20 protein-coding genes are annotated in these 21121 nt (G+C 43.7%); 8 read left to right on the top strand and 12 right to left on the bottom strand.

Annotation, left to right across the window (positions count from 1 at the left end; genetic code table 11):
- Positions 1-8 precede the first annotated feature (8 nt).
- The gene (locus ABHC48_RS13675) at positions 9-569 is read left to right on the top strand and encodes a class I SAM-dependent methyltransferase (RefSeq protein WP_207749328.1); all 561 of its coding nucleotides are present in this window, start codon (positions 9-11) and stop codon (positions 567-569) included.
- Between the two features lie 124 nt (positions 570-693).
- Here the strand turns inward: ABHC48_RS13675 and ABHC48_RS13680 are convergent, their stop codons facing one another.
- Positions 694-1494, bottom strand: a complete 801-nt coding sequence (locus tag ABHC48_RS13680) for a peptidylprolyl isomerase (RefSeq protein WP_243284529.1) — start codon at positions 1492-1494, stop codon at positions 694-696.
- 166 nt (positions 1495-1660) lie between these two features.
- Here ABHC48_RS13680 and ABHC48_RS13685 point away from each other — a divergent pair, with 166 nt between their 5' ends.
- Positions 1661-2140, top strand: a complete 480-nt coding sequence (locus ABHC48_RS13685; RefSeq protein ID WP_118579904.1) for an S-ribosylhomocysteine lyase — start codon at positions 1661-1663, stop codon at positions 2138-2140.
- A 151-nt stretch (positions 2141-2291) separates the two neighbouring features.
- Here the strand turns inward: ABHC48_RS13685 and ABHC48_RS13690 are convergent, their stop codons facing one another.
- From ABHC48_RS13690 to ABHC48_RS13705, 4 genes are all read right to left on the bottom strand, one after another.
- On the bottom strand, positions 2292-2789 hold the full coding sequence (locus tag ABHC48_RS13690) for an SH3 domain-containing protein (RefSeq protein ID WP_118579901.1): 498 nt from the start codon (positions 2787-2789) through the stop codon (positions 2292-2294).
- Positions 2790-3049: 260 nt separating this feature from the next.
- Positions 3050-5101, bottom strand: a complete 2052-nt coding sequence (locus tag ABHC48_RS13695) for a hypothetical protein (protein ID WP_195699715.1) — start codon at positions 5099-5101, stop codon at positions 3050-3052.
- A gap of 25 nt (positions 5102-5126) precedes the next feature.
- A complete protein-coding gene (locus tag ABHC48_RS13700; RefSeq protein WP_148463369.1) occupies positions 5127-5501 on the bottom strand; it encodes a response regulator in 375 nt (124 codons plus the stop codon).
- Between the two features lie 326 nt (positions 5502-5827).
- On the bottom strand, positions 5828-6877 hold the full coding sequence (locus ABHC48_RS13705; protein ID WP_195699714.1) for an XdhC/CoxI family protein: 1050 nt from the start codon (positions 6875-6877) through the stop codon (positions 5828-5830).
- 318 nt (positions 6878-7195) lie between these two features.
- Between ABHC48_RS13705 and ABHC48_RS13710 the strand changes: the two genes are divergently transcribed.
- On the top strand, positions 7196-8389 hold the full coding sequence (locus ABHC48_RS13710; protein WP_195699713.1) for a cation:dicarboxylase symporter family transporter: 1194 nt from the start codon (positions 7196-7198) through the stop codon (positions 8387-8389).
- A gap of 387 nt (positions 8390-8776) precedes the next feature.
- Here ABHC48_RS13710 and hydA read toward each other — a convergent pair whose 3' ends face one another.
- Positions 8777-10156: a dihydropyrimidinase gene (gene hydA / locus ABHC48_RS13715; protein WP_195699712.1), complete on the bottom strand. Its 1380-nt coding sequence runs from the start codon at positions 10154-10156 to the stop codon at positions 8777-8779.
- A gap of 544 nt (positions 10157-10700) precedes the next feature.
- Here hydA and ABHC48_RS13720 point away from each other — a divergent pair.
- The gene (locus tag ABHC48_RS13720) at positions 10701-11339 is read left to right on the top strand and encodes a helix-turn-helix transcriptional regulator (protein ID WP_148463365.1); all 639 of its coding nucleotides are present in this window, start codon (positions 10701-10703) and stop codon (positions 11337-11339) included.
- Between the two features lie 213 nt (positions 11340-11552).
- On the opposite strand, the gene ABHC48_RS13725 is transcribed toward ABHC48_RS13720, so the two are convergent.
- Together ABHC48_RS13725 and ABHC48_RS13730 are read right to left on the bottom strand one after the other, a co-directional pair.
- Positions 11553-11744 carry a hypothetical protein gene (locus ABHC48_RS13725; protein ID WP_118583384.1) on the bottom strand — a complete coding sequence of 64 codons (192 nt, stop codon included), beginning with the start codon at positions 11742-11744 and terminating at the stop codon, positions 11553-11555.
- 4 nt (positions 11745-11748) lie between these two features.
- Positions 11749-12996: a DUF1015 family protein gene (locus tag ABHC48_RS13730; protein ID WP_195699711.1), complete on the bottom strand. Its 1248-nt coding sequence runs from the start codon at positions 12994-12996 to the stop codon at positions 11749-11751.
- Positions 12997-13295: 299 nt separating this feature from the next.
- Between ABHC48_RS13730 and dpaL the strand changes: the two genes are divergently transcribed.
- The 4 genes from dpaL (at position 13296) to arcC (ending at position 18571) form a co-directional block, all read left to right on the top strand.
- A complete protein-coding gene (gene dpaL / locus ABHC48_RS13735; protein ID WP_195699710.1) occupies positions 13296-14525 on the top strand; it encodes a diaminopropionate ammonia-lyase in 1230 nt (409 codons plus the stop codon).
- Positions 14526-14575: 50 nt separating this feature from the next.
- Positions 14576-15886 (top strand): YgeY family selenium metabolism-linked hydrolase, encoded by a 1311-nt coding sequence (locus ABHC48_RS13740; protein ID WP_195380237.1) that lies wholly within the window; start codon positions 14576-14578, stop codon positions 15884-15886.
- Positions 15887-16142: 256 nt separating this feature from the next.
- Positions 16143-17336, top strand: a complete 1194-nt coding sequence (ygeW, locus tag ABHC48_RS13745) for a knotted carbamoyltransferase YgeW (RefSeq protein ID WP_118583376.1) — start codon at positions 16143-16145, stop codon at positions 17334-17336.
- Positions 17337-17623: 287 nt separating this feature from the next.
- On the top strand, positions 17624-18571 hold the full coding sequence (gene arcC / locus ABHC48_RS13750; protein ID WP_179988296.1) for a carbamate kinase: 948 nt from the start codon (positions 17624-17626) through the stop codon (positions 18569-18571).
- 122 nt (positions 18572-18693) lie between these two features.
- Here arcC and ABHC48_RS13755 read toward each other — a convergent pair whose 3' ends face one another.
- The 4 genes from ABHC48_RS13755 to yqeC all read right to left on the bottom strand — a co-directional run bounded on the left by ABHC48_RS13755 (position 18694) and on the right by yqeC (position 21054).
- On the bottom strand, positions 18694-18981 hold the full coding sequence (locus tag ABHC48_RS13755; protein WP_148463361.1) for a BMC domain-containing protein: 288 nt from the start codon (positions 18979-18981) through the stop codon (positions 18694-18696).
- Positions 18982-19004: 23 nt separating this feature from the next.
- On the bottom strand, positions 19005-19304 hold the full coding sequence (locus ABHC48_RS13760) for a BMC domain-containing protein (RefSeq protein WP_118583374.1): 300 nt from the start codon (positions 19302-19304) through the stop codon (positions 19005-19007).
- A 317-nt stretch (positions 19305-19621) separates the two neighbouring features.
- A complete protein-coding gene (locus tag ABHC48_RS13765; RefSeq protein WP_195699709.1) occupies positions 19622-20332 on the bottom strand; it encodes a nucleotidyltransferase family protein in 711 nt (236 codons plus the stop codon).
- On the bottom strand, positions 20329-21054 hold the full coding sequence (gene yqeC / locus ABHC48_RS13770; RefSeq protein WP_195699708.1) for a selenium cofactor biosynthesis protein YqeC: 726 nt from the start codon (positions 21052-21054) through the stop codon (positions 20329-20331). Before yqeC ends, ABHC48_RS13765 begins: the two co-directional genes overlap by 4 nt.
- Positions 21055-21121: the final 67 nt, after the last annotated feature.

The following is a 21121-nucleotide window of genomic DNA, read 5'->3' on the forward strand; positions in this document are numbered from 1 at the left end:
GAACCATTATGAACTACCAGATCACACAGTGGTGCGCCCACTTTATCTCAGAGCATGTAAAAGAAGGAGACCTTTGCATTGATGCCACCATGGGAAACGGAAATGACACTCTGCTTCTTTCCCGTCTTTGTGGGAAAAAAGGGCATGTACTCGCTTTCGATATTCAGGAAATAGCACTTGCCAATACCAGAGAGCGGCTCGAAAAAGAAAATGCCCCCCACAATTATGAACTATTTCTGGATTCCCACGTAAATATGGGAAAATACGCAGAGCCTGTGAGTGTAAGCTGCATTGTATTCAATTTCGGCTATCTGCCGAAGGGCGATCATACTCTTGCCACAAGGGCAGAATCCAGTATTCAGGCACTTACCGTATCCCTGTCCCTTTTGAAAAAGAGCGGGATCCTGATGCTGTGTATCTACAGCGGCGGAGATTCCGGGTTTGAGGAACGGGATGCACTGCTGGAATGGCTGAAGGTACTGGATTCCAGGAAATTTCTGGTTATCAAAACAGAATATTACAACCGTCCTAATCATCCGCCTATGCCCGTACTTGTAGTCAAACTGTAACTTGTATACAAAAAGCAACAACTTTTTTCCATATATTTACTCAAAAACACCCCTTAGACAGACTGTAATTATTTGTGTCTGCCAAAGGGGTATTTTATCTTCGATATTCTTAAACTGTACTTTGTCAGTCAATAACGGTAACGCTTGTCATCACCGGCTGCTCATCTGCTGAAATAGTTCCATTGTTATCTGTAGGCTTTGCATCCTTGCAGATCTGGTCAACAATGTCCATGCCTTCTGTCACATGTCCGAAAGCGGCATACTGTCCATCCAGATAGGTACTGTCGGACTGCACGATAAAGAACTGGGAGCTTGCACTGTCCGGATCTGAGGATCTTGCCATGGAGATCACACCTCTCTCATGGGAAATATCGTTCTTTACACCATTCTCAGAAAACTCGCCCTTAATAGTCTCATCAGAGCCTCCTCTTCCGGTTCCTTCCGGATCTCCGCCCTGGATCATAAATCCATCAATAATACGGTGGAAAGTAAGTCCGTCATAGAAATGCTCCTGTGCCAGTTTCACAAAGTTGGTTACACTGATAGGTGCTGTGTCCGCATCCAGTTCCACCTTAATGGTACCGTAGTCCTTCACCTCAATCTCTGCATGATGAAGACCGGTAAGAGGCTCTGAAGTATCCAGAACAGTGCTGGTATCGTCTGCTGTCTCATCTGTACCTTCTCCATCCCCGGAACCGTCTGTAAAGCCGGAAACTTCTTCCTCCGTTCCTTCTGGCTGGTCAGCACTTTCCTCTGTACTTTCCTCTTTTGTTTCTTCAGTGTCTTTATTTTCTTCTGTATTCTCCTTAGTATCTGCTTCTGTGCTCTTGCTTTCCTCTTTCGTATTATCTGAACCACAGCCTGCCAGCATTCCTGCGGAAAGAGCTGCCACCATCAGCATTGCCAGAATTTTTCTTTTTTTCATGATTTTATGCCTCCAATTCTTGATGCCATCTTTTTCTATTATAACGAAAATCACGTAAAAAACAATTGTTTTCACAGATTGTTCAATTTCTTTTTCTTTGTCTTGCCACAGCTTGTATTGTCTGCTAAAATCAAGAAAGAATTTATCAGAAAGCGAGGTCTTTTTTATGGAAAAGATTACCAGTTTCACAATAGATCACATCAAACTTCAGCCAGGCGTTTACGTTTCCCGCAAGGATCCGGTTGGAAATAGTGTGATCACCACTTTTGACATTCGTATGACTTCCCCAAATGAGGAGCCTGTTATGAACACAGCAGAGCTTCACACCATTGAGCATCTTGCTGCTACTTTTCTTCGCAACCACAAGGAATTCGGACCGAAGATGATCTACTGGGGACCAATGGGCTGCCGTACCGGCAATTATCTGCTGCTGAACGGAGATTATGAATCTAAGGATATTGTTCCGCTTATGGTTGAAACCTTTGAGTTTATCCGTGATTTCCAGGGCGAGGTTCCTGGTGCTTCCCCGAAAGACTGTGGAAATTATCTGGATATGAACCTTGGAATGGCGAAATATCTGGCTAAGAAGTTCCTGGATGAAGTGCTGTATGACATCAAGCCAGACAGACTGGTTTATCCGGAATAATTTGATTTGATATATTCAGAAATCTCCCTCTTACCATTTCATGGCAGGAGGGAATTTCTTTAGTACTCAAAAAACGCTATGCAAACGATAATATCATCCATTTACATAGCGTCTTTCATCTCATCATTTCATCGCTTAAATTTCCAGCCTGTCAGCCTGCGACAGCCTCATCAGCTGCAGCATCTGCACTTCCTTCTGTAGCTGCCTGATCAGCAGTTCCATCTGCGGCTGCACCGTCAGCTGCCACTGCACTTACATAATCACCGGACACATAAGCAGTCTGTCCCTCATAGGAAACCTCAATCCAGCCATTGTCGCATACACCTGTACTTGTAAGCTGTGTACCGCTTGTTACACCTGCGATCCAGGTAGCATCTGCACTTGCATCTGCACGAAGGTTAATATCTGCATTCGCAACATATGTACCATCCTGCTTGGTTACATTCACACCGCTTGCAGTCTGCTCTACAACTGGTTCTGGAGTAGGAGTAACTTCTGGTGTAGGAGTCACCTCAGGGGTTGGTGTTGGAATAGGGGTCGGGGTTGCCTGTATAACTGTAACGCTTGCTCCTGCACCTTCCTCAAATCCACATCCAGGGATGCAAAGTGCTGCGCCCAGAAGCAAAACGGCTAATGCTGCTTTTTTCATAATATAGTTCCTCCTTTACAAAGCAATGGTGCTTTGAATTGATTCATCTTCTTTTCATATAATATTACAAAAACAGACTCATTTCGCGAATCGTTACAATTAATATACAGTATTATTACAAATTATGCAACCCCTAAGTGTATCTTTGCAATAAAGCATATTTGAAATAGTTACTGGTCACGGAGTGAACAGTAATTTGAAATAAAGCGTTCTTAGTTAACAACCACCGGCTCAACTGGTGGTTGTTTATCAGACCTCCTTCAGATTCCCAGAACAGCAGATATCTTAATCTCCTTTTCTGTTTCACTGAGATCAAAGTCACCGCCATCTTCCACAGTCATGTGTACCTCATACAGTACATCTTCGGATAATGTATCCGGTGTTTCACCATCTTCTGTCTGGATATGCCATTTCTCTGCCGGAACTTCTTTCAAGGTACCATCTGTGCCGTATGCATACAGCTTCAGAGAACCTGTTTCCCCAGAGATTCCTTTCATACGTATTGCAACGGTTGTATTCGGATGTACGTTCTCAATTGTGATCGTATTCAGCCATCCTTCCACATCTCCCAGACCACCATCTGCCGCAAATTTCTCCTGGCTTAACACATTGCGCATTGCCTGATCCAGATTAACCTTACGATAAGGCATTTCCGGCAGATAAACGAACCTGTCCTGAAGTCTCAGAAGTTCCAGATAACCGGTAGGACAGTAAAGTGAATTTCCGCTGTTTCCGGCATACATTCCGATAGCCATGTTATTGTACATAGGCTTGCTGGCAACATCCATGGAAAAAACAGTTTCACCGGTCTCAAAATCAAGTATAATATACTGCCACATACCGGTTTCCAGATTCTGTACATATCCGTAAATATATCCGGTTGCCGTAGATAATTTCATCATGGAAGTATCTGACAGATCACTTCTGCACCAGATACTCTTCATTTCATATCTATCCTCAGTCTTAATCGTATCTACGCGTTCCACACCCGGCGTGATCATTTTATTTCCCTGTCTCAACCAATTTTCATCATAAATATTGGTATAACTCTGAATGGAGGAATCACTGTCCTCTTTTCCCAGGTTGGCACTTCCTGCACCAAACCAGTTACATACGATGGTACTTACGGTTCCTGCACCGTTATCATATACGATCGCAGAATTTTCAACAGATACCTGGCTGCCCTCCGGAAGTTCATCGATCACAGGAAGACTTGCAACAACTTCTCCTGTTTTCATATCCAGAGCAAGGAGATTTACGGTCTCCTGATTATCGGTAAACATCACCAGATCTTTTGTAAGGGATGGAGAGCATCCGCTGCCCCAGGCAAGACCTCCGCCAGTTGTTTCATCCCCTTCTTTGCTTTCTTTCGCACCAGCACTCTCGTAAGGAGTTTCCCAGATTTTCTTCACCCCATTGTCCGCCTGCAGCAGATAACAGTTCTGATTCGTCAGGATCACTGCTCCATCCTTGGATGCTGCAATTCCATTCTCTGCACCCTCTCCCGGAGCCAGCTCATATACGAAGACTGCCTCTGACAGATCAGTTTCCTCTCCATTTAAAATGGCATCAATAGCTGTACGGGAAATATAGCCCATAGCACCCTGCTGTTTCCTGTCAGGGTAAATACGGAATCCTCCGGTTGCAAACCAGAGATTTCCTTCATAGTCAAACACTACAGCAAGAAGATTCTGATCCAGTGTTTTTCCAAGTGCTGCCTCTGCCGCTGCTTTAATATCAATATCCAGCACTTTCTCAAATTCCGGAAGTACATTTCCGTCTTCATCTGTTGCCTTCAGCATCAGCACATGGTTATTATTGGTTGGACACACCAGACGGTTACTCTCATCTACAAAGGAATAGGAGCTCTGGATCAGATATTCTCCATTGTCATGCTGTTTTGGAGAAAAATATCCCAGTGTCTGTGTTTCCTCTGCATTGATATCACGAATTGCCAGTCCACCAAGCAACGGAACCACTGCATGTCCATAAGAATCGAAAAAGATAGCAGGAGACGCATTTGCATTGGTTTTTTCATAAGAAACATTGATTTCTGAATAAATGCCTACCGGTAATACTTCGTCTGTGGAATCTGTATTGTAGCAGTCATGATGAATATTGGAATCACTTGCTGCCATATAAGGATTCTCGTCAATAACCTTCTGTGTAAGTGTCTTTATGGGCAGTTCTGATGTCTGAGCTGTATTTTCCTCCGTCTGTGTTTCTTCTGCACGTACCATATTTATTGATGGTTCAGATGTTGCAGCAGCTATAAAAGTGATCATTGCAAGAATTAAAGCTCTTTTCTTCATATTGTTTTCCTCCTGAGTGTTTTTATCATATTACCTTGCTGCGTTCAAACCAAATGGAAAGTCCTTCTTTTATTTTTTGCTCTTCCATAGGTTTCATAAAAAAATATTCTATCCGCATCCTGAACGCATGAAGCGAAAAATCAAGATCACTGCACCAGATGATCCCACATTTGGGATACAGGGAACGAAGATGTTCTGCCGCATTCAGCCCGGACACACCAGGTAATGCAAGAAACACCACTGCCGGTACTGTTTTTCGTGTCCACTCAAAAAATTGTTCCTGATCCTGATAGATTTCAATCAATGGAAAAATTTTCTTTTCTGTACAGTAATTCCTGATATATTCCGCACAGTTCTGTCCTTCCTGTTTCTGATCAGTCAATATAGCAATACAATACACGACATCCCTCCTTTTCCATCTGATGTCTCCCATTTGTTATTCTCATTATAAAAAAGTCGGAAATTATTTCAATAATTCTGTCACGAAACGCCAGAAAATGACACGAATTGTAAATCTATGGTATTTAGATAATTTTAAGTTTGGGGAATTGTCTGTCGGAGCGGACAGGGATTAATTTCTTTTTTAGCAGTGCCATCACATTTATATTTTATATACTCAAAGAAAACAGGCTGGTCCACATATCTTCTGTAGAAGCCAGCCTGAATTCTTATTGGTTTACAATGTGATCTTGTACGTGTTATAGGAACATTTTCCCATTCCATAACTTATACCCGCTCAAATACCACCGTCACCTGTCCGCCGCAGATCATTCCAAGACTGTCCTGGCCGTCTGCTGTTAAGGCATAGTGTTTTACTTCTTTTTCTTTTACTTCTTTACAATGATTGATGGCTTCGTACTCTACTTTGCCGCCGCCAATGCTGCCTGTAATGTATCCGGATGGTTCTACGAACATTTTGCTTCCTACTCCTCTTGGAGAAGAGCCGGATTTCTCTGCGATAGTGACCATGACACCATGACGACCTTCCAGAACTGCTGTCTCTACTTTTTCATCACAGTATGCGGAATAATGCTGATTTTTTACCTTAATGATCTCTGCCATAATGCTCACTGCAATTTCCTCCGGAAGCTGCCCGCCAAGAGGAATTCCGATTGGTGCATGGACTTCGTCCAATTGCTCCAGAGTGTAACCTTCTTTTAGAAGATTTTCCCTAGTGATCCGCACTTTGTTTTTGCTGCCGATCATGCCAAGATATTCGTAGGGACGATGGAGAAGCCTGCGAAGGCAGTCTGCATCACCAATGTGGCCTCTGGTAAGAATTACATAATAGGCATTGTCATAAGGAGCAATATATTTGTCCAGGTCCTTGAAATCACCATAGACCAGCTGGTCTGCTTCCGGGAATCGAGCCTTTTTCACGAAATCTTCTCTGTCATCCATGATCGTCACATGAAAGCCAAGCATTTTTCCCAGATGGGCAGTAGGCTGGGATACGTGACCGCCTCCAAAGATCACAAGCCTTGGATTCTTGCGGTAATCTTCTACGAAAAGCCGGCGACCGTCTGCTTCTGTCACTTTTGTCTCTTTCGTCTCACTCAGAATATTCAGATAATTATCCCATATGGAAGCATCTTCCGTTTTCTCGGGGATCAGCTGTACACCTGATTTTTTTTCAGCAGCTTCACCACAGTTTTCTTCTCTAATAACCGTTTCGGGTTTCAAAATGCACTTCTTTCCCATATATGGTCCATCCAGAAAAATTCCAGTTTTTGCCCTGCCTTTTTCATCAAGAATCTGATAAATTTTATTATACATGATTTTTCACTCCATCCTGTCATATCAACTACCCATCCCTTCCTGCCATCATTACCAGGCATTCTTTAATCAATCCCTTTTATTGTTACTGTTCACCGGTAACGTTCCGCGAGGTGTTTTTTGTGAACAAAGTTCACGGAAAACCCGAGAATTGCGGCGCGAAATCATGCGAATGCATGATTTCTGTGCATCGCGAAGCGCGTTACTGGTCACGGAGTGAACAGTAACCTTTTATTGGCAAGAGGATGATGCAGCGGTTAAAATTTCATTGCACCTTTCATTCCTATATATTATAATACATCCGGAGGAATTTTCACAATGAAGAAAAAAAGAATTATGGCCAGTTTTCCCATTCGGATTCTGGCAGTCAGTATACCCGGCCTCCTTGCAGGCCTGTTTTTAAATGTCACAAGAACTATGGGACTGACCTCCGGGGCTTTGAATCTGGTGGTTACAGCCCGTTATGTGCTAAGTCAGATAATCACCTTTCTGGCACCGCTGATCATTATCGGTCTTGTGGCATCTTCCATTATTTCCGTAAAAAAAGCTCCCACACCAGTCACCGCGCCAATTGTCCGGATCACTTATTTTTCGATGCTTGGAGCCGCAGCTTTCGCATCCGTTCTTGGATATCTGATCATTCCAAAACTTCCGGTATCCACAGACAGTTTATCTTTCCGCTTCCTGCCGGATACCTTGTTTGAGCTTCCCATTCCAGCACCGGTTTCTGCACTGAGCGCGTTAGTACTTGCTATTTTGCTTGCCCTTGGTGCCTGCTGGACCAATGCAGTGCGAACCAAAGAGCTTTTGCAGGAGTTTCGGGGAATCACCCTTTCCCTGATGTCCAGGATTCTTCTTCCACTGCTGCCTGCTTATATCGGGCTTTCTCTATGTACACTGGCTTATCAGGGATATTTCATCAAGTATCTGCCACTGTTGCTTCTGGCACTTATTATTATAATTCCGGCTTATATGGTCTGGGTGTTGGTTCTGTATCATATTGCAGGATCTTATGCCGGAGAAAAGGCATGGGGAATTTTGAAAAATTATATACCGATCTATAAAATGGCTTTAAGAACCCATTCTTCCACAGCTGTGGAAAAATATTCACAGGAAGCAGCTGACAAATGTGTGCCGCTTGATTCCGAGCTTATCAAAGAGGCAATTCCTCTTTTTACCCAGATTCATCACTGTGGTTCTGTGCTTGCAGAGGTATTCTTCGCTATGATGATCTCCCGTATTCTATACGGCTCTGTTCCTGCACCGGGAACTATGGTGATTTTCAGTATTTTGCTTGCCACCTGTTCCATTGGCACACCCGGACTTCCATGGGGAACCGTAATGGTATCCCTGGGAACCCTGACCGGAATCCTGAAATTCGGAGATTCCGGTGTGGCGCTGATGTTCGCTGTTTTTGCACTAAATGATGCTTTTGCAGCAGCATGTAATGCCACATGTGACGGAGCCGCTGCACTGTTTCTGACAGGGTATGTGAAAAGACATGATTTATGATTTAGCGCAGAAAGTAAGCTTTAAAAGCTAAAAAGTATTATTTGCTCTCATATCTTTAGTCGCACAATAGCAGTTCATTCACATCTCACAAAACTTAAATGACCAGAAACTCTTATTTCCTTTACTGTAAGAGTTTCTGGTCATTCATTATTTTACGGCTACCTTACATTATCTTTTAACAATTACAGAAATAGCTGCAATTATGGCTGTTCCTTTTTCTTCGCTTTCATTATTTCTTTCGCGGCTGCCCAATACTTTCCTTCATGATCTGCTCACTTTTCAGACAATATTCACTTTCAAAAAACGCGGGCTACGGCAACCGAGTTCGGGTAAAATCTCCCACAAATTGTGGCGCACATCTTGCAAAAAGCCTTTTTCAGACACGTTCTAGGCCAGTGGCTGTCTCAATCCTCTCTTAATATAAGTTCCAAGTTTCTCCTGCACCAGTTTTCCATCATCCACAGCAAGTTTTCCCCGGAGGAATACCTTGTCAATATCTCCATGTATTTCAAAGCCTTCATAGGGGTTATTGTCTGTATTATAAGCATGTGTTTCCGCAGAAATTACATTCTCTTTTTCCGGATCAAATACTACAATGTCTGCGTCGCTGCCTTCGGCGATAACTCCTTTGTTTGGATATACACCGTACAACTTAGCTGGATTTTCACACAGAAGCTGGCACATTTTCTCGACTGTAATTTTGCCGGTGCGCACGCCGTAAGCATAAAGAAGAGTTCCCCTTGTCTGAACTCCCGGCAGGCCACCTGGAATCTTGGTAAAATCCGCTTTTCCCATTGCTTTCTGGGCAAGGGTAAAGCTGCACTGGTCTGTAGCTACTGTCTGGATATCTCCATCTGCCAGGGCTTTCCACAGGCAATCCTGATCCGCTTTCTTGCGGATTGGCGGAGCGCACACATATTTGGCACCTTCGAAATCAGGTTTGGAATAAACGCTGTCGTCCAGAAGAAGATACTGAGGACAGGTCTCTGCAAATACGGTCTGACCATTTTCCCGGGCACGGATGATTTCTTCGTATGCCTTGCGGTTGGTCAAATGCACCACCATGACCGGAGCTCCTGCTTCCTTCGCAATTACAAGAAGACGGTGTACTGCCTCGGCCTCCATGGTATCCGGACGTACAAGAGGATGATTCTCCGGACCCAGTTTTCCCTGTGCTTTCGCTTCCTGGATCAATGCGTCGATCACGCCTGCATTTTCACAATGTACGCCTGCGAAACAGCCTTTTTCATTTAAGGCCTTTATGATCTTATAAAGATCCTCGTCGTCTACGATCATTGCCGGGTAAGTCATATATAGCTTGAAGCTGGTAATGCCCTCATTGATCATATCCTGAATTTCTTTCTTTGTCTCCTCATTCCATTCCACAATGGACATGTGAAAAGAATAGTCACAGGAGCATTTGCCGTCAGCCTTTTTGTGCCACTTCTCAAGGCCCTCTTTCAGGGTATGTCCACCTTTATCCTGTGAAGCAAAATCAATAACCAGAGTGGTTCCGCCAAGGATTGCCGCTCTTGTTCCTGTCTCGAAATCATCTGCTGTTACAGTACCTGCGACCTCCAGGTCAAAATGGGTATGTCCGTCAATAAATCCCGGGAAAAGGAGCTTACCAGATACATCCACCACCTTGGCATCTGGCTGTGAAAGCTCCTCTCCTACTTTTATGATTTTTTCGCCTTCCACCAACACATCCTGTTTCCTTGTGCCTGCACCTGATATTACGGTTCCGTTTTTCAAAAGATATTTCATACAACAGATCCTCCCTTCACATTTCTGTAGTTATCTGCCATTCCCAAGCCAGTCCTGTATTTATTTTTCTTCCACATTGACTTGCATTTATACAAAATAACCAATTTTATTTACCTCATATCTTATTTTAATGTAAATATACCACATGTATTTTCCATCTTCAACAAAATAAATACGAAATTTTTTAAGCCTTCAATAATTTTTTTGTAAAATTGTCTTTTTATTTTTTTTCTGACATGCTATTATAAATATAGTAAGTCATTCGTTACTATCTGCAACATACGAATACAGGTTACTGTTCACTACATTCACAGCAACCCGCTTCGCGATGCACAGAAATCATGCCTTGCATGATTTCGCGCCGACATTCTCGGGTTTTCTGTGAACTCTGTTCACAAAAAACACCTCGCGGAACGCTCCCAGTGAACAGTAATAAATACAGACAGGATGCCCGGATTCTATGCGGAGATTCCAGGCATCGACCCATGGCAGGATTTTCCTGCTCTTAATAAAAAAATCAAATCCAAAACAGGAGGGAACAAATATGGGAAGATTAACTGTCTTAGAGCAGATTGCGCAGGATATCGCAGCAGAATTCGGGACCGACTGCGAGGTCGTCATCCATGATCTGAAGACAAAAGAACCGGAGCATTCCATTATCTATATTGTAAACGGACACGTAACCGGACGAAATGTAGGTGACGGTCCATCGGACGCAGTTTTCGACGGCATCCGCCAGAAAGGACGGGGAAGTGACTATGCTCCAGCCGACCACAATGGTTACCTGATGAAAACAGCAGACGGCAAGATTTTGAAGTGCAGTACTTCATATATAAAGGACGATGACGGCAGCCTTCACTATGTATTCGGCATCAACTACGACATCACCAAGCTGACCCTGATCAACAGTGCCCTTGATGATCTGATCACCCCGAAGAACAAAGAAGAGAAGCCGAAGCAGATCACTCACAGTGTCAACGATCTTCTGGATCGTCTCATCGAGGAATCCGTGAAGCTTGTAGGCAAGCCGGTAGCTCTCATGAATAAAGAGGATAAGGTAACTGCGATCCAGTTTCTTAATGATTCCGGAGCTTTCCTTATTACAAAGTCCGGAGATAAAGTAGCGAATTATTTTGGAATCTCTAAATATACGCTTTATAGTTATATTGATGTAAACAAGTAATATTATAGTTATTTCTTTATATTTTATAACAAAAATAACATATTGGAAACATGTTATAAAAAAGCCATATAATACCGTCTCCTCATTACAGGATTTGGTTATTATATGGCTTATTTTATAAAACCAGTCAGAACACCCTCTGCCAGTTTTACCTGCTGTTCGTTAGAGCGTGTTTAAAAAGGCTTTCTGCAGTCTGCTGCCTGCAGGCTGCGGCTACTCTTCCTCGCTTCCCAACTGGTGCGCTTCTTTATAAATTTCACAGGCGCCCTGATTTACACATCTTTTATAGGCACAGTCCATAAAGGTAAGTATCCTTTTCCCATCTTTTTCTTCATATTCACAGCACACTGTCTGACTGCCGTTACAGGTTCTGCAAAAACCTGAGATAAATTCTTCTGTTTCCATTTTATCATCCTCTCAGCTTATGCACAAAGATCCCGCTTCGCAGCTTCGGCTCAAACCAGGTGGATTTCGGCGGCATCAGCTTACTCTCATCTGCAATCTGCATCAGATCTTCCATAGAAGTAGGATAAAGCGCAAACGCAACGCCTCTGGTCTCATCTGCCAGAGTCTGAAGTTCTCTTAACTTATGACTTCCGCCTACAAACTTAATACGCTTGTCAGTCCTTGGATCACCAATGCCAAGAACTGGACCTAAAACCACGTCCTGAAGAATCTGGGAATCCAGCTGACCAACCACATCTTTTCCCTCATAAAGCTCCGATTTCGCTTTCAGAAGATACCAGAAACCATCCAGATACATACCAAAGCAATGCTTCTCCACTGGCTTTGCAGGAAAACCTGGAACAATCGTCATGTCGAAGTTCTCTTTAATTTTCTCAAGGACATCTTCCACGCTCTGCCCATTCAAGTCCCTCACCACACGGTTATATGCCAGAATGGTAAGCTGGTCATATGGAAAAACAACGGAAAGAAAATAGTTAAACGCTTCTTCCCCTGTATAATCCGGATTCTCCTGACGTCGCTTCAGCCCCACTTTCACTGCAGAGACAGCTCTGTGATGTCCGTCTGCAATATAAAGTGCAGGGATCTTCTCCATCTCATCCTGGATCTGGCTAATCGCCTCGTCCCCATCGATCACCCACACACGGTGTGTGATCTCGTCCTCTTCTGTAAAATCATAGGCTGCTTTGTGCTCTTTTTTCCACTGCTCAAGAAGAGCACTCAACGCATCTGTATAACGGCAGACAAGATAAATGGGGCCTGTGTTAGCATCACATACATCCACATGATTGATTCGGTCCAGCTCTTTATCTGATCGGGTAAGTTCATGCTTTTTCACCACATTATTCAGATAATCATCAATAGAAGCGCAGCCTGCAATTCCAGTCTGAACCTTCCCCTTGCGTACCAGTTCATATATGTAGTAGCATGGCTTATGGTCCTGAACCAGAACGCCAGTCTCCTCCATCTTATGCAGGTTCTCTTTCGCTTTCTGATAAACCTTCGCATCATAGAGGTCCGTCTCTGCCGGCAGATCCATCTCTGCTCTGTCTACATGGAGAAAAGAATCCGGATTCTCTTTCCCAATGGCTGCTGCCTCTTCTCTATTCACTACATCATATGGAAGGGCAGCTACTGCTGCTGCCTTTCCCTCTGTAGGTCTAAGTGCTTTAAATGCACGAAATACTGCCATAAAATCTTGCTCCTTTCCCGTAGCGTGTTTGAAAAATCATTCCAGCAATCTGCACGCTCCATACATCCGGTTCAAAAGTATTTTCATTATTTTTCTTCGGCTTTTTTCAAATGCCATACCCTATATTTTACCACAATCAGAAAGCTCTTGCAATCAAACTAAATATTTTTTGAGAAAGCTAAATTTTTTTGTATTTTTCTATTGCAAATTGATTTATTTATGTTATTATACTTATAAGGAAAACAAAAATGTAGTTAAGATGTACTCTAATAACAAAAACCACGAAGGAGGTTTTCACCATGACAGACGGACTGAAATGGACGGTCAATCATGTTCCGGGATCTGATGATAAATTCCTGGACCTGATGTCCGAAGAGAACGTAACCAAAGCAAATGAATTCCACAAAAGTTTCCCCCAGTACTCCGTAACACCACTGCAGAAGCTTTCCGCTCTTGCTTCCTATCTTGGAGTAAAGGGCATCTACTGCAAAGATGAATCCTATCGTTTCGGATTAAACGCCTTTAAGGTTCTTGGAGGCTCTTATGCAATGGGACGTTACATAGCGAAGGAACTCGGCCGCGATATCAGCCAGCTTCCTTACAATGTTCTCTCTTCTGATAAATTAAGAGAAGAATTCGGACAGGCTACTTTCTTCACTGCTACAGATGGAAACCACGGCCGCGGCGTTGCATGGGCTGCTAAACGCCTTGGACAAAAAGCCGTAGTCAGAATGCCTAAAGGAACCACTAAGACACGTTTTGACAACATCGCCAAGGAAGGCGCCGAAGTAACCATCGAAGAAGTAAATTATGATGACTGCGTAAGAATGGCTGCCGCAGAAGCAGCTAAGACAGAACATGGCATCATCGTTCAGGATACTGCATGGGCCGGCTATGAGGAGATTCCATCCTGGATCATGCAGGGATACGGCACTCTGGTACTGGAAGCAGATAAACAGCTGAAGGAGAACGGCATTGACCGCCCGACACACGTATTTGTACAGGCAGGTGTTGGTTCTCTGGCAGGTGCAGTTGTAGGATATTTTGCCCACAAATATAAAGAAAATCCTCCAGTAATGGTTGTCTGCGAAGCAAGTGCTGCCGACTGCCTCTATCGCTCTGCTGTTCAGGCCGACGGCAATCTGGTAAATGTAACCGGTGATCTTCAGACCATTATGGCAGGTCTTGCATGCGGCGAGGGAAATACCATCGGATGGGACATCCTGAAGAATCATGTAACCGTCTTTGCGTCCTGCCCAGACTGGATGAGTGCCAAGGCAACACGTATTTATGCCAATCCTCTTGAAAACGATCCACACATCATATCTGGTGAATCTGGTTCTGTTCCGCTGGGGCTTGCATATACAGCGCTTCATGACGAAGATGCCAAAGATCTGAAAGAGGCCCTGAAGCTGGATGAGAATTCCAACATTCTGGTAATCTCCACAGAAGGTGATACAGATCCAGTTCGTTACCGTGAGATCGTATGGGATGGCTTATACGGAACAACCGAATCATTAAGCGAATAATTTTTTATAACAATATGATACTTTTTTACAAAAAACGGAGGTAAAAAGTTATGGATTATAACAAAATCAAAGAAGCTGCACAGAATTATGAAGCAGATATGACCAAATTTCTTCGTGATCTGGTTCACTTTCCAGGCGAGAGCTGCGGTGAGAAGGATCATGTAATGCGTATTAAAGAAGAGATGGAGAAGCTTGGCTTTGATAAAGTTGAGATTGACCCAATGGGAAATATCCTTGGCTATATGGGAACTGGAAGCACTCTCATCGGTTTCGACGGACATATTGATACTGTAGGTATCGGAAACAGAAACAACTGGGAATTCGATCCCTATGAAGGATTTGAGACTGAGACTGAGATCGGCGGACGTGGAACTTCTGATCAGATGGGTGGTATCGTATCTGCTGTTTACGGTGCTAAGATCATGAAAGATCTTGGTCTTCTTAATGACAAATATCAGGTTGTTGTTACAGGAACTGTTCAGGAAGAGGACTGCGATGGTCTTTGCTGGCAGTACATCATCAACGAAGACAAGGTTCGTCCGGAATTTGTTGTTTCCACAGAGCCTACAGACGGCGGTATCTACCGTGGACAGCGCGGACGTATGGAGATCCGTATTGATGTAAAAGGTGTTTCCTGCCATGGTTCTGCTCCTGAGCGTGGCGACAACGCAATCTATAAGATGGCTGACATCCTTCAGGATGTTCGTGCATTAAATGAAAATGATGCTGCAGATGAGACCGAGATCAAAGGTCTTGTAAAAATGCTGGATAAGAAATATAACCCGGAATGGGAAGAAGCAAACTTCCTTGGAAGAGGTACGGTTACTACTTCTGAGATTTTCTTCACATCCCCAAGCCGTTGTGCAGTTGCCGACTCCTGTGCCGTTTCCCTTGACCGTCGTATGACAGCAGGTGAAACCTGGGAGAGCTGCCTGGATGAGATCCGCGCACTTCCATCTGTCAAAAAGTATGGTGACGATGTTAAGGTTTCCATGTATGAGTACTCCCGTCCATCCTGGACAGAGCTGGTATATCCAATCGAGTGCTATTTTCCAACATGGGTAATCCCGAAGGATCACAAGGTTACTTCTGCTCTTGAGGAAGCTTACCATAATCTGTATGGCACAGAGCGTATGGGCAATGCTGAGACAGAAGCTATGAGAAAAGCCCGTCCTCTTACCGACAAGTGGACATTCTCTACCAACGGTGTTTCCATTATGGGACGTAACGGAATCCCATGCATCGGATTTGGACCTGGCGCAGAGGCACAGGCTCACGCTCCAAACGAGAAAACATGGAAAGATGATCTGGTAAGATGTGCAGCTGTTTACGCAGCACTTCCTACTGCTTACTGTAAATAATCCGGAAATATCTGTTTATCAGAACTACAGAAACTGTAAACGTTCCGCAAGCTGCACACCCTTGGATCAGACAGCTGTTACAATGTGTCTGCTCCATACCTCCACTTTACACATAGTACTTTTAACAAATAACCAGCACAGCGAAAATTAAGTATCTGCGATATTGACGCAATATTGAAAAATCATATAAATCAATATGACGGTTTCTTAATATTCTCTGTACCAGATAAATTTTAATTATATAAGGAGAAAATTCATGAAAACATTACAGGATTACATCGACAAGCTTAACAGCCTTAACTTCAAAGAAATGTACAACAACGACTTCTTCTGGACATGGGATAAAACAGACGAGGAACTGGAGGCTGTTTTCACAGTTGCTGACGCCCTCCGCTTCATGAGAGAGCACAATATCTCCACGAAGGTATTCGAGAGTGGTCTGGGAATCTCCATTTTCCGTGACAACTCCACACGTACCCGTTTCTCCTTCGCTTCTGCCTGCAACCTTCTTGGACTTGAGGTACAGGATCTGGACGAGAAGAAATCCCAGATTGCACACGGTGAAACCGTTCGTGAGACAGCCAACATGGTATCCTTCATGGCTGATGTAATCGGTATCCGTGATGATATGTATATCGGTAAGGGACATACTTATCAGAAAGATTTTATGGATGCTGTAACAGAAGGAAATAAAGATGGTATTCTTGAGCAGAGACCTACTCTTGTAAACCTTCAGTGTGACGTTGACCATCCAACCCAGTGTATGGCAGATATGCTTCACATCATCCACGAATTCGGCGGTGTCGAGAATCTGAAAGGCAAAAAGCTTGCTATGACATGGGCTTACTCTCCTTCCTATGGTAAACCACTCTCCGTTCCACAGGGTGTCATCGGACTTATGACACGTTTCGGTATGGACGTTGTTCTGGCGCATCCGGAAGGATACGATGTAATGCCAGAGGTTGAGGAAATTGCCAAGAAAAATGCTGAGAAGTCCGGCGGTTCTTTCACAAAGACAAACAGCATGGAAGAAGCATTCAAAGATGCCGATATCGTTTATCCAAAGAGCTGGGCTCCATTTGCAGCAATGGAAAAACGTACCAACCTCTATGGTGAAGGCGACTTCGACGGAATCGATAAACTGGAAAAAGAGCTTCTTGCTCAGAATGCAGAGCACAAAGACTGGGCTTGCACAGAAGAACTTATGAAGACTACCAAGGACGGCAAAGCGCTTTACCTGCACTGTCTGCCAGCTGATATTACAGGCGTAAGCTGTGAGACCGGTGAGGTTGATGCAAGCGTATTTGACCGTTACCGTATCCCGCTTTATAAAGAAGCAAGCTTCAAACCATATGTAATTGCAGCAATGATCATGCTCTCCAAATTTGAAAACCCACAGGATATCCTAAAAAAACTGGAAGTAAAGGCTGCTCCGAGAATTATGGAATAATGCTTTTCAGGGGGCTGTAGGAATACAGCCCTTTTTTGTTCTCATTTTTGATGGTATTTCTTATACTTGATATATTTTTAGTATATCAAATGTTACTGTTCACTCCGCGACCAGTAACTATCAAATTGCTATTTTATAGATTGTTTACGATAATATTTATAGAAGTGGTTATATTAGAGTATCGCCCACACAGGCTTTCTGCGGAATATTTATCGCACTTCGCAGGAATGATTTTTTTAACAAACTCTGGTTTACTCCTTCCTAAATATTTATCAGAGGAGGTTTTTATGATATATAAAAGAAAACGTATCGTGGTTGCCCTTGGCGGCAACGCACTTGGAAATACACTTCCAGAACAGATGATAGCAGTAAAATCTACTGCAAAGGCGCTCTGCGACCTTATTGAGGAAGGTCACCAGGTAGTTGTGGTTCACGGAAACGGACCACAGGTAGGTATGATCAACAACGCTATGACTGCTCTTACCCACGAAGATCAGGCACAGCCAAACACTCCGCTCTCTGTCTGTGTAGCTATGAGCCAGGCTTACATTGGCTATGATCTTCAGAACGCGCTCCGTGAAGAGCTTCGCAAACGTGGCTTCATGCGTACACCGGTTGTCACCGTTGTCACACAGGTTCGTGTAGATCCTGAGGATCCTGCATTTGAAAATCCAAGCAAACCAATTGGTAAATTCCTTACCAAGGAAGAAGCTGATTTCCAGGCAAAAGCCTACGGGCATGTTATGAAAGAAGACGCAGGCCGCGGCTACCGCCGTGTGGTTGCTTCTCCCAAGCCAGTGGAAATCGTAGAGCAGGATGCCATCAACAGCCTTGTAGATGCCAACAAGATCGTCATCTGCTGTGGCGGGGGCGGAATCCCGGTAACCTTAGAAGGCCACCATCTAAAAGGTGCTTCCGCAGTCATTGACAAAGATTTCGCAAGCTGCCTGCTTGCAAAGCAGCTGGATGCAGATATGCTGATCATTCTGACGGCTGTGGAAAAAGTTGCCGTTAATTTTGGCAAAGAAAATGAGAAATGGCTGGACGATCTTACTGTTTCCCAGGCCAGAAAATACATTGAAGAAGGCCAGTTTGCCGCTGGATCTATGCTGCCGAAGGTTCAGGCCTGCGTAGACTTTGCAAGCTCCGGCACCGGCCGTACAGCTATGATCACCCTGTTGGAAAAAGCCAAAGATGGTATTATGGGAAAGACGGGGACACAGATTCATTTGTAAGAAGTGTTTGGGACTGATAGAGTCACCAATAATAGAAATTTGACCTCAAAGCTCACTTAGATTTTTTAGCAGGGTATGGTTTACACCATACCCTTTTTATACGCCAGAGCGTGTTTGAAAAATCATTTATGATGTTTCTCTTCCTCTTCTTCCACCAGTCGCGATGTTTCTTCTGATGGTGCTGAAATCACGGCTGCTGCCACGATTTCACAAGGCGGATTCTCTTTCACCGCATCTACCGCAGCCTTCACTGCGGCTACATCACCGCTTAAAAATACAGTTGCATGACCTCCGCACTTGGTATGCCAGGTACGGAATTCTACATCTGATGTTTTCAGCATCTGGTCAAGGACAACTACTGCATTGCAGCTTCCCAGAACCTCTACCAATCCTAATGCTCCATAAGACATCTTCTATTTCCTCCTGACATGTTCTATTTGTTAATGGTCATCTTAAGTGCTGTTTCCGTGTCTGCTGTGGGGGATGCAATTACCGTATGGGAAACGATTTTACCAAGGGGCTTCGCAGTCTCCAATGCCACTTCCATAGCTGCATTTACATCGGAAACACTGCCGCGCATTTTTACACAGGCTCCACTTTTCAGTCGGTTTCTCTCTACGCTCTGGATCTTTACATTTGCAGCCTTGGATGCTGCATCAAGAGCCACAAAGCAGGCTACCAGGTTATCCAGTTCAAACACCCCAACTGCCATGCCATCATAGTTATCTGCCATTTTATCCTCCTTGTAAGACGGGAAAATGGGGTACTGCTCACTCTGTTCACGTAAAACGCCCACGGAACTCTTCTTGCAAGCAGAAATAAAAACACTTCTCCCGACTGCTTTCTTTTCCATTAGTATACCTTGTTTTTATCATAATTACAAGTAATTTCTGGCTGGAATCTCACACAAATTCACAAAATACAACAAAATCCCACATTTTATATTCAAATATCGTTTTCAACTGCTTCCGTGTATAAAAGATTCCATACTTTTGCTCATTTTTTCTGAAATGTCTTATATTAGACAATAGCTTTTAAAGAGAGCGTTCTTTACAATTTAACATCCATATCGGTAAGTTCCTTCACATCATTCACCTTCAAAACAACCGTATCATCTCTATGTGCAGTTATCACAGCTTTACCACCTTTATCTCCATTAATGGAGAGCAGGGAGTCGTAGTATTTTTTTGTAAAAATGCAGGGGTTTCCAAGTTTTCCTTCGCAGGAGACACAGGCGATTCCTTTGCCTGATGTTTTTAGGAGGGTGATGAGCTGGCGAATTGTGGCGATGGTGAGCCAGGGCTGGTCGGAAACGGTGAAAAGGCAGGCATCAACGTCTAAGTTGGCTTTTAAGCCGATTTTCAGGGAGGAGGAGATTCCCTCGTCCGGATGAGGGTTGATGTATACGTTTACACCCATGGATCTTGCGGCCTGCTCTATTTCTTCATACTGAGTGACTACTGTTATTCTTTTATAGCACTCTCTCTGTTTAAATAATTTCCCCTTTATTTCACCAAGAGGTGCAATTACTTTATTGCATTCTATATGTTCTTCTTTATAGCCTTCCTCATTCTGCTTTTCCAAATGTTCACCGCTTTCCACTTTTTCAATACACTCTGTTTCTTCAAGCCATTCTGCCACGATCATCAGCTTCTCCAGAATATGCCGGTACATGGGCTTCCCTTCAATCTCATATAAAAGCTTATTGCTTCCAAACCGCCGACTGTTTCCAGCTGCCAGCATGATCAATGCAATCTTCATAATTTTTCTGCCTCTCTTAAACTGCCATATGCAGCTATTGTGCCTTGCTTTGCCAGGTCTTCTACTATATGCTCTGCCGGAGAAGAATCGGGCAATATGTCTGCTTTATTTAAATATACACGGTAAACTTTATGGTCTACATTTTTATACAAACCGTGAACAGAGGTTGCTATTTTTTCTATGTCTTCTGCGGTAACAGGTGCTTCCAGATTTTTTTCAAGAAAAGAGCTGGTGTATTCGGCGCGATGGGCGGTCTCGCAGATGGGTTTGCCAAGACAGTCCAGACCGATTACACTTACTACTACGTCTGCAAAATCAGGAATTGCCGGTTCCCAGTCAGCTGGAACCTTCAAGGGTTTTCGTTTCGCTCCGTCTGCTTCGATCAGCATAACATCACAAAGAGAAACCAGTTTCTTCAATGCCGTTTCCTCTATAGCACACATTTTTCCAGAGGTTTCTTCAATATCGGCAACTGCTGCAAAGCCGTGTTCCTTTAATATTTCCGGGACGCGCTCAATGCAAGTGCTCTTTACCAGAGGCAGCATGGGATCATATGCCATATGGGTAGTTGTGGAAATAATCACTTTTTTACCCAAAGCCTGTAATTCTTCATTCAGACGGTAAATCAGACTTGTCTTTCCACCACCACCGACTACAGCGATCACTGGGTATTTCTCTATATCAAGTTTTAATAAGTCCAGAAAATAACCGTATCTTTTCATCCTGACCTCCTTCACGCCAATTATTTTCATGCAATGATTCATTGCCTGACTTCGTAACCATAAAAAA

This window comes from Ruminococcus sp. 1001136sp1 (assembly GCF_039841815.1).
GTDB classification, from domain to species: domain Bacteria; phylum Bacillota; class Clostridia; order Lachnospirales; family Lachnospiraceae; genus Blautia_A; species Blautia_A faecis.

Excerpts from the sequence above, each read along its gene's own strand:
- ABHC48_RS13740 (WP_195380237.1), top strand. The coding sequence starts at position 14,576 with ATGGATTATAACAAAATCAAAGAAGCTGCACAGAATTATGAAGCAGAT.
- ABHC48_RS13765 (WP_195699709.1), bottom strand. The coding sequence starts at position 20,332 with ATGAAGATTGCATTGATCATGCTGGCAGCTGGAAACAGTCGGCGGTTT.
- ABHC48_RS13725 (WP_118583384.1), bottom strand. The coding sequence starts at position 11,744 with ATGGAAACAGAAGAATTTATCTCAGGTTTTTGCAGAACCTGTAACGGC.
- hydA (WP_195699712.1), bottom strand. The coding sequence starts at position 10,156 with ATGAAATATCTTTTGAAAAACGGAACCGTAATATCAGGTGCAGGCACA.
- ABHC48_RS13755 (WP_148463361.1), bottom strand. The coding sequence starts at position 18,981 with ATGTCTTATGGAGCATTAGGATTGGTAGAGGTTCTGGGAAGCTGCAAT.
- arcC (WP_179988296.1), top strand. The coding sequence starts at position 17,624 with ATGATATATAAAAGAAAACGTATCGTGGTTGCCCTTGGCGGCAACGCA.
- ABHC48_RS13680 (WP_243284529.1), bottom strand. The coding sequence starts at position 1,494 with ATGAAAAAAAGAAAAATTCTGGCAATGCTGATGGTGGCAGCTCTTTCC.
- ABHC48_RS13685 (WP_118579904.1), top strand. The coding sequence starts at position 1,661 with ATGGAAAAGATTACCAGTTTCACAATAGATCACATCAAACTTCAGCCA.
- ygeW (WP_118583376.1), top strand. The coding sequence starts at position 16,143 with ATGAAAACATTACAGGATTACATCGACAAGCTTAACAGCCTTAACTTC.
- dpaL (WP_195699710.1), top strand. The coding sequence starts at position 13,296 with ATGACAGACGGACTGAAATGGACGGTCAATCATGTTCCGGGATCTGAT.
- ABHC48_RS13720 (WP_148463365.1), top strand. The coding sequence starts at position 10,701 with ATGGGAAGATTAACTGTCTTAGAGCAGATTGCGCAGGATATCGCAGCA.
- yqeC (WP_195699708.1), bottom strand. The coding sequence starts at position 21,054 with ATGAAAAGATACGGTTATTTTCTGGACTTATTAAAACTTGATATAGAG.
- ABHC48_RS13730 (WP_195699711.1), bottom strand. The coding sequence starts at position 12,996 with ATGGCAGTATTTCGTGCATTTAAAGCACTTAGACCTACAGAGGGAAAG.
- ABHC48_RS13690 (WP_118579901.1), bottom strand. The coding sequence starts at position 2,789 with ATGAAAAAAGCAGCATTAGCCGTTTTGCTTCTGGGCGCAGCACTTTGC.
- ABHC48_RS13695 (WP_195699715.1), bottom strand. The coding sequence starts at position 5,101 with ATGAAGAAAAGAGCTTTAATTCTTGCAATGATCACTTTTATAGCTGCT.
- ABHC48_RS13760 (WP_118583374.1), bottom strand. The coding sequence starts at position 19,304 with ATGGCAGATAACTATGATGGCATGGCAGTTGGGGTGTTTGAACTGGAT.
- ABHC48_RS13675 (WP_207749328.1), top strand. The coding sequence starts at position 9 with ATGAACTACCAGATCACACAGTGGTGCGCCCACTTTATCTCAGAGCAT.
- ABHC48_RS13710 (WP_195699713.1), top strand. The coding sequence starts at position 7,196 with ATGAAGAAAAAAAGAATTATGGCCAGTTTTCCCATTCGGATTCTGGCA.
- ABHC48_RS13705 (WP_195699714.1), bottom strand. The coding sequence starts at position 6,877 with ATGTATAATAAAATTTATCAGATTCTTGATGAAAAAGGCAGGGCAAAA.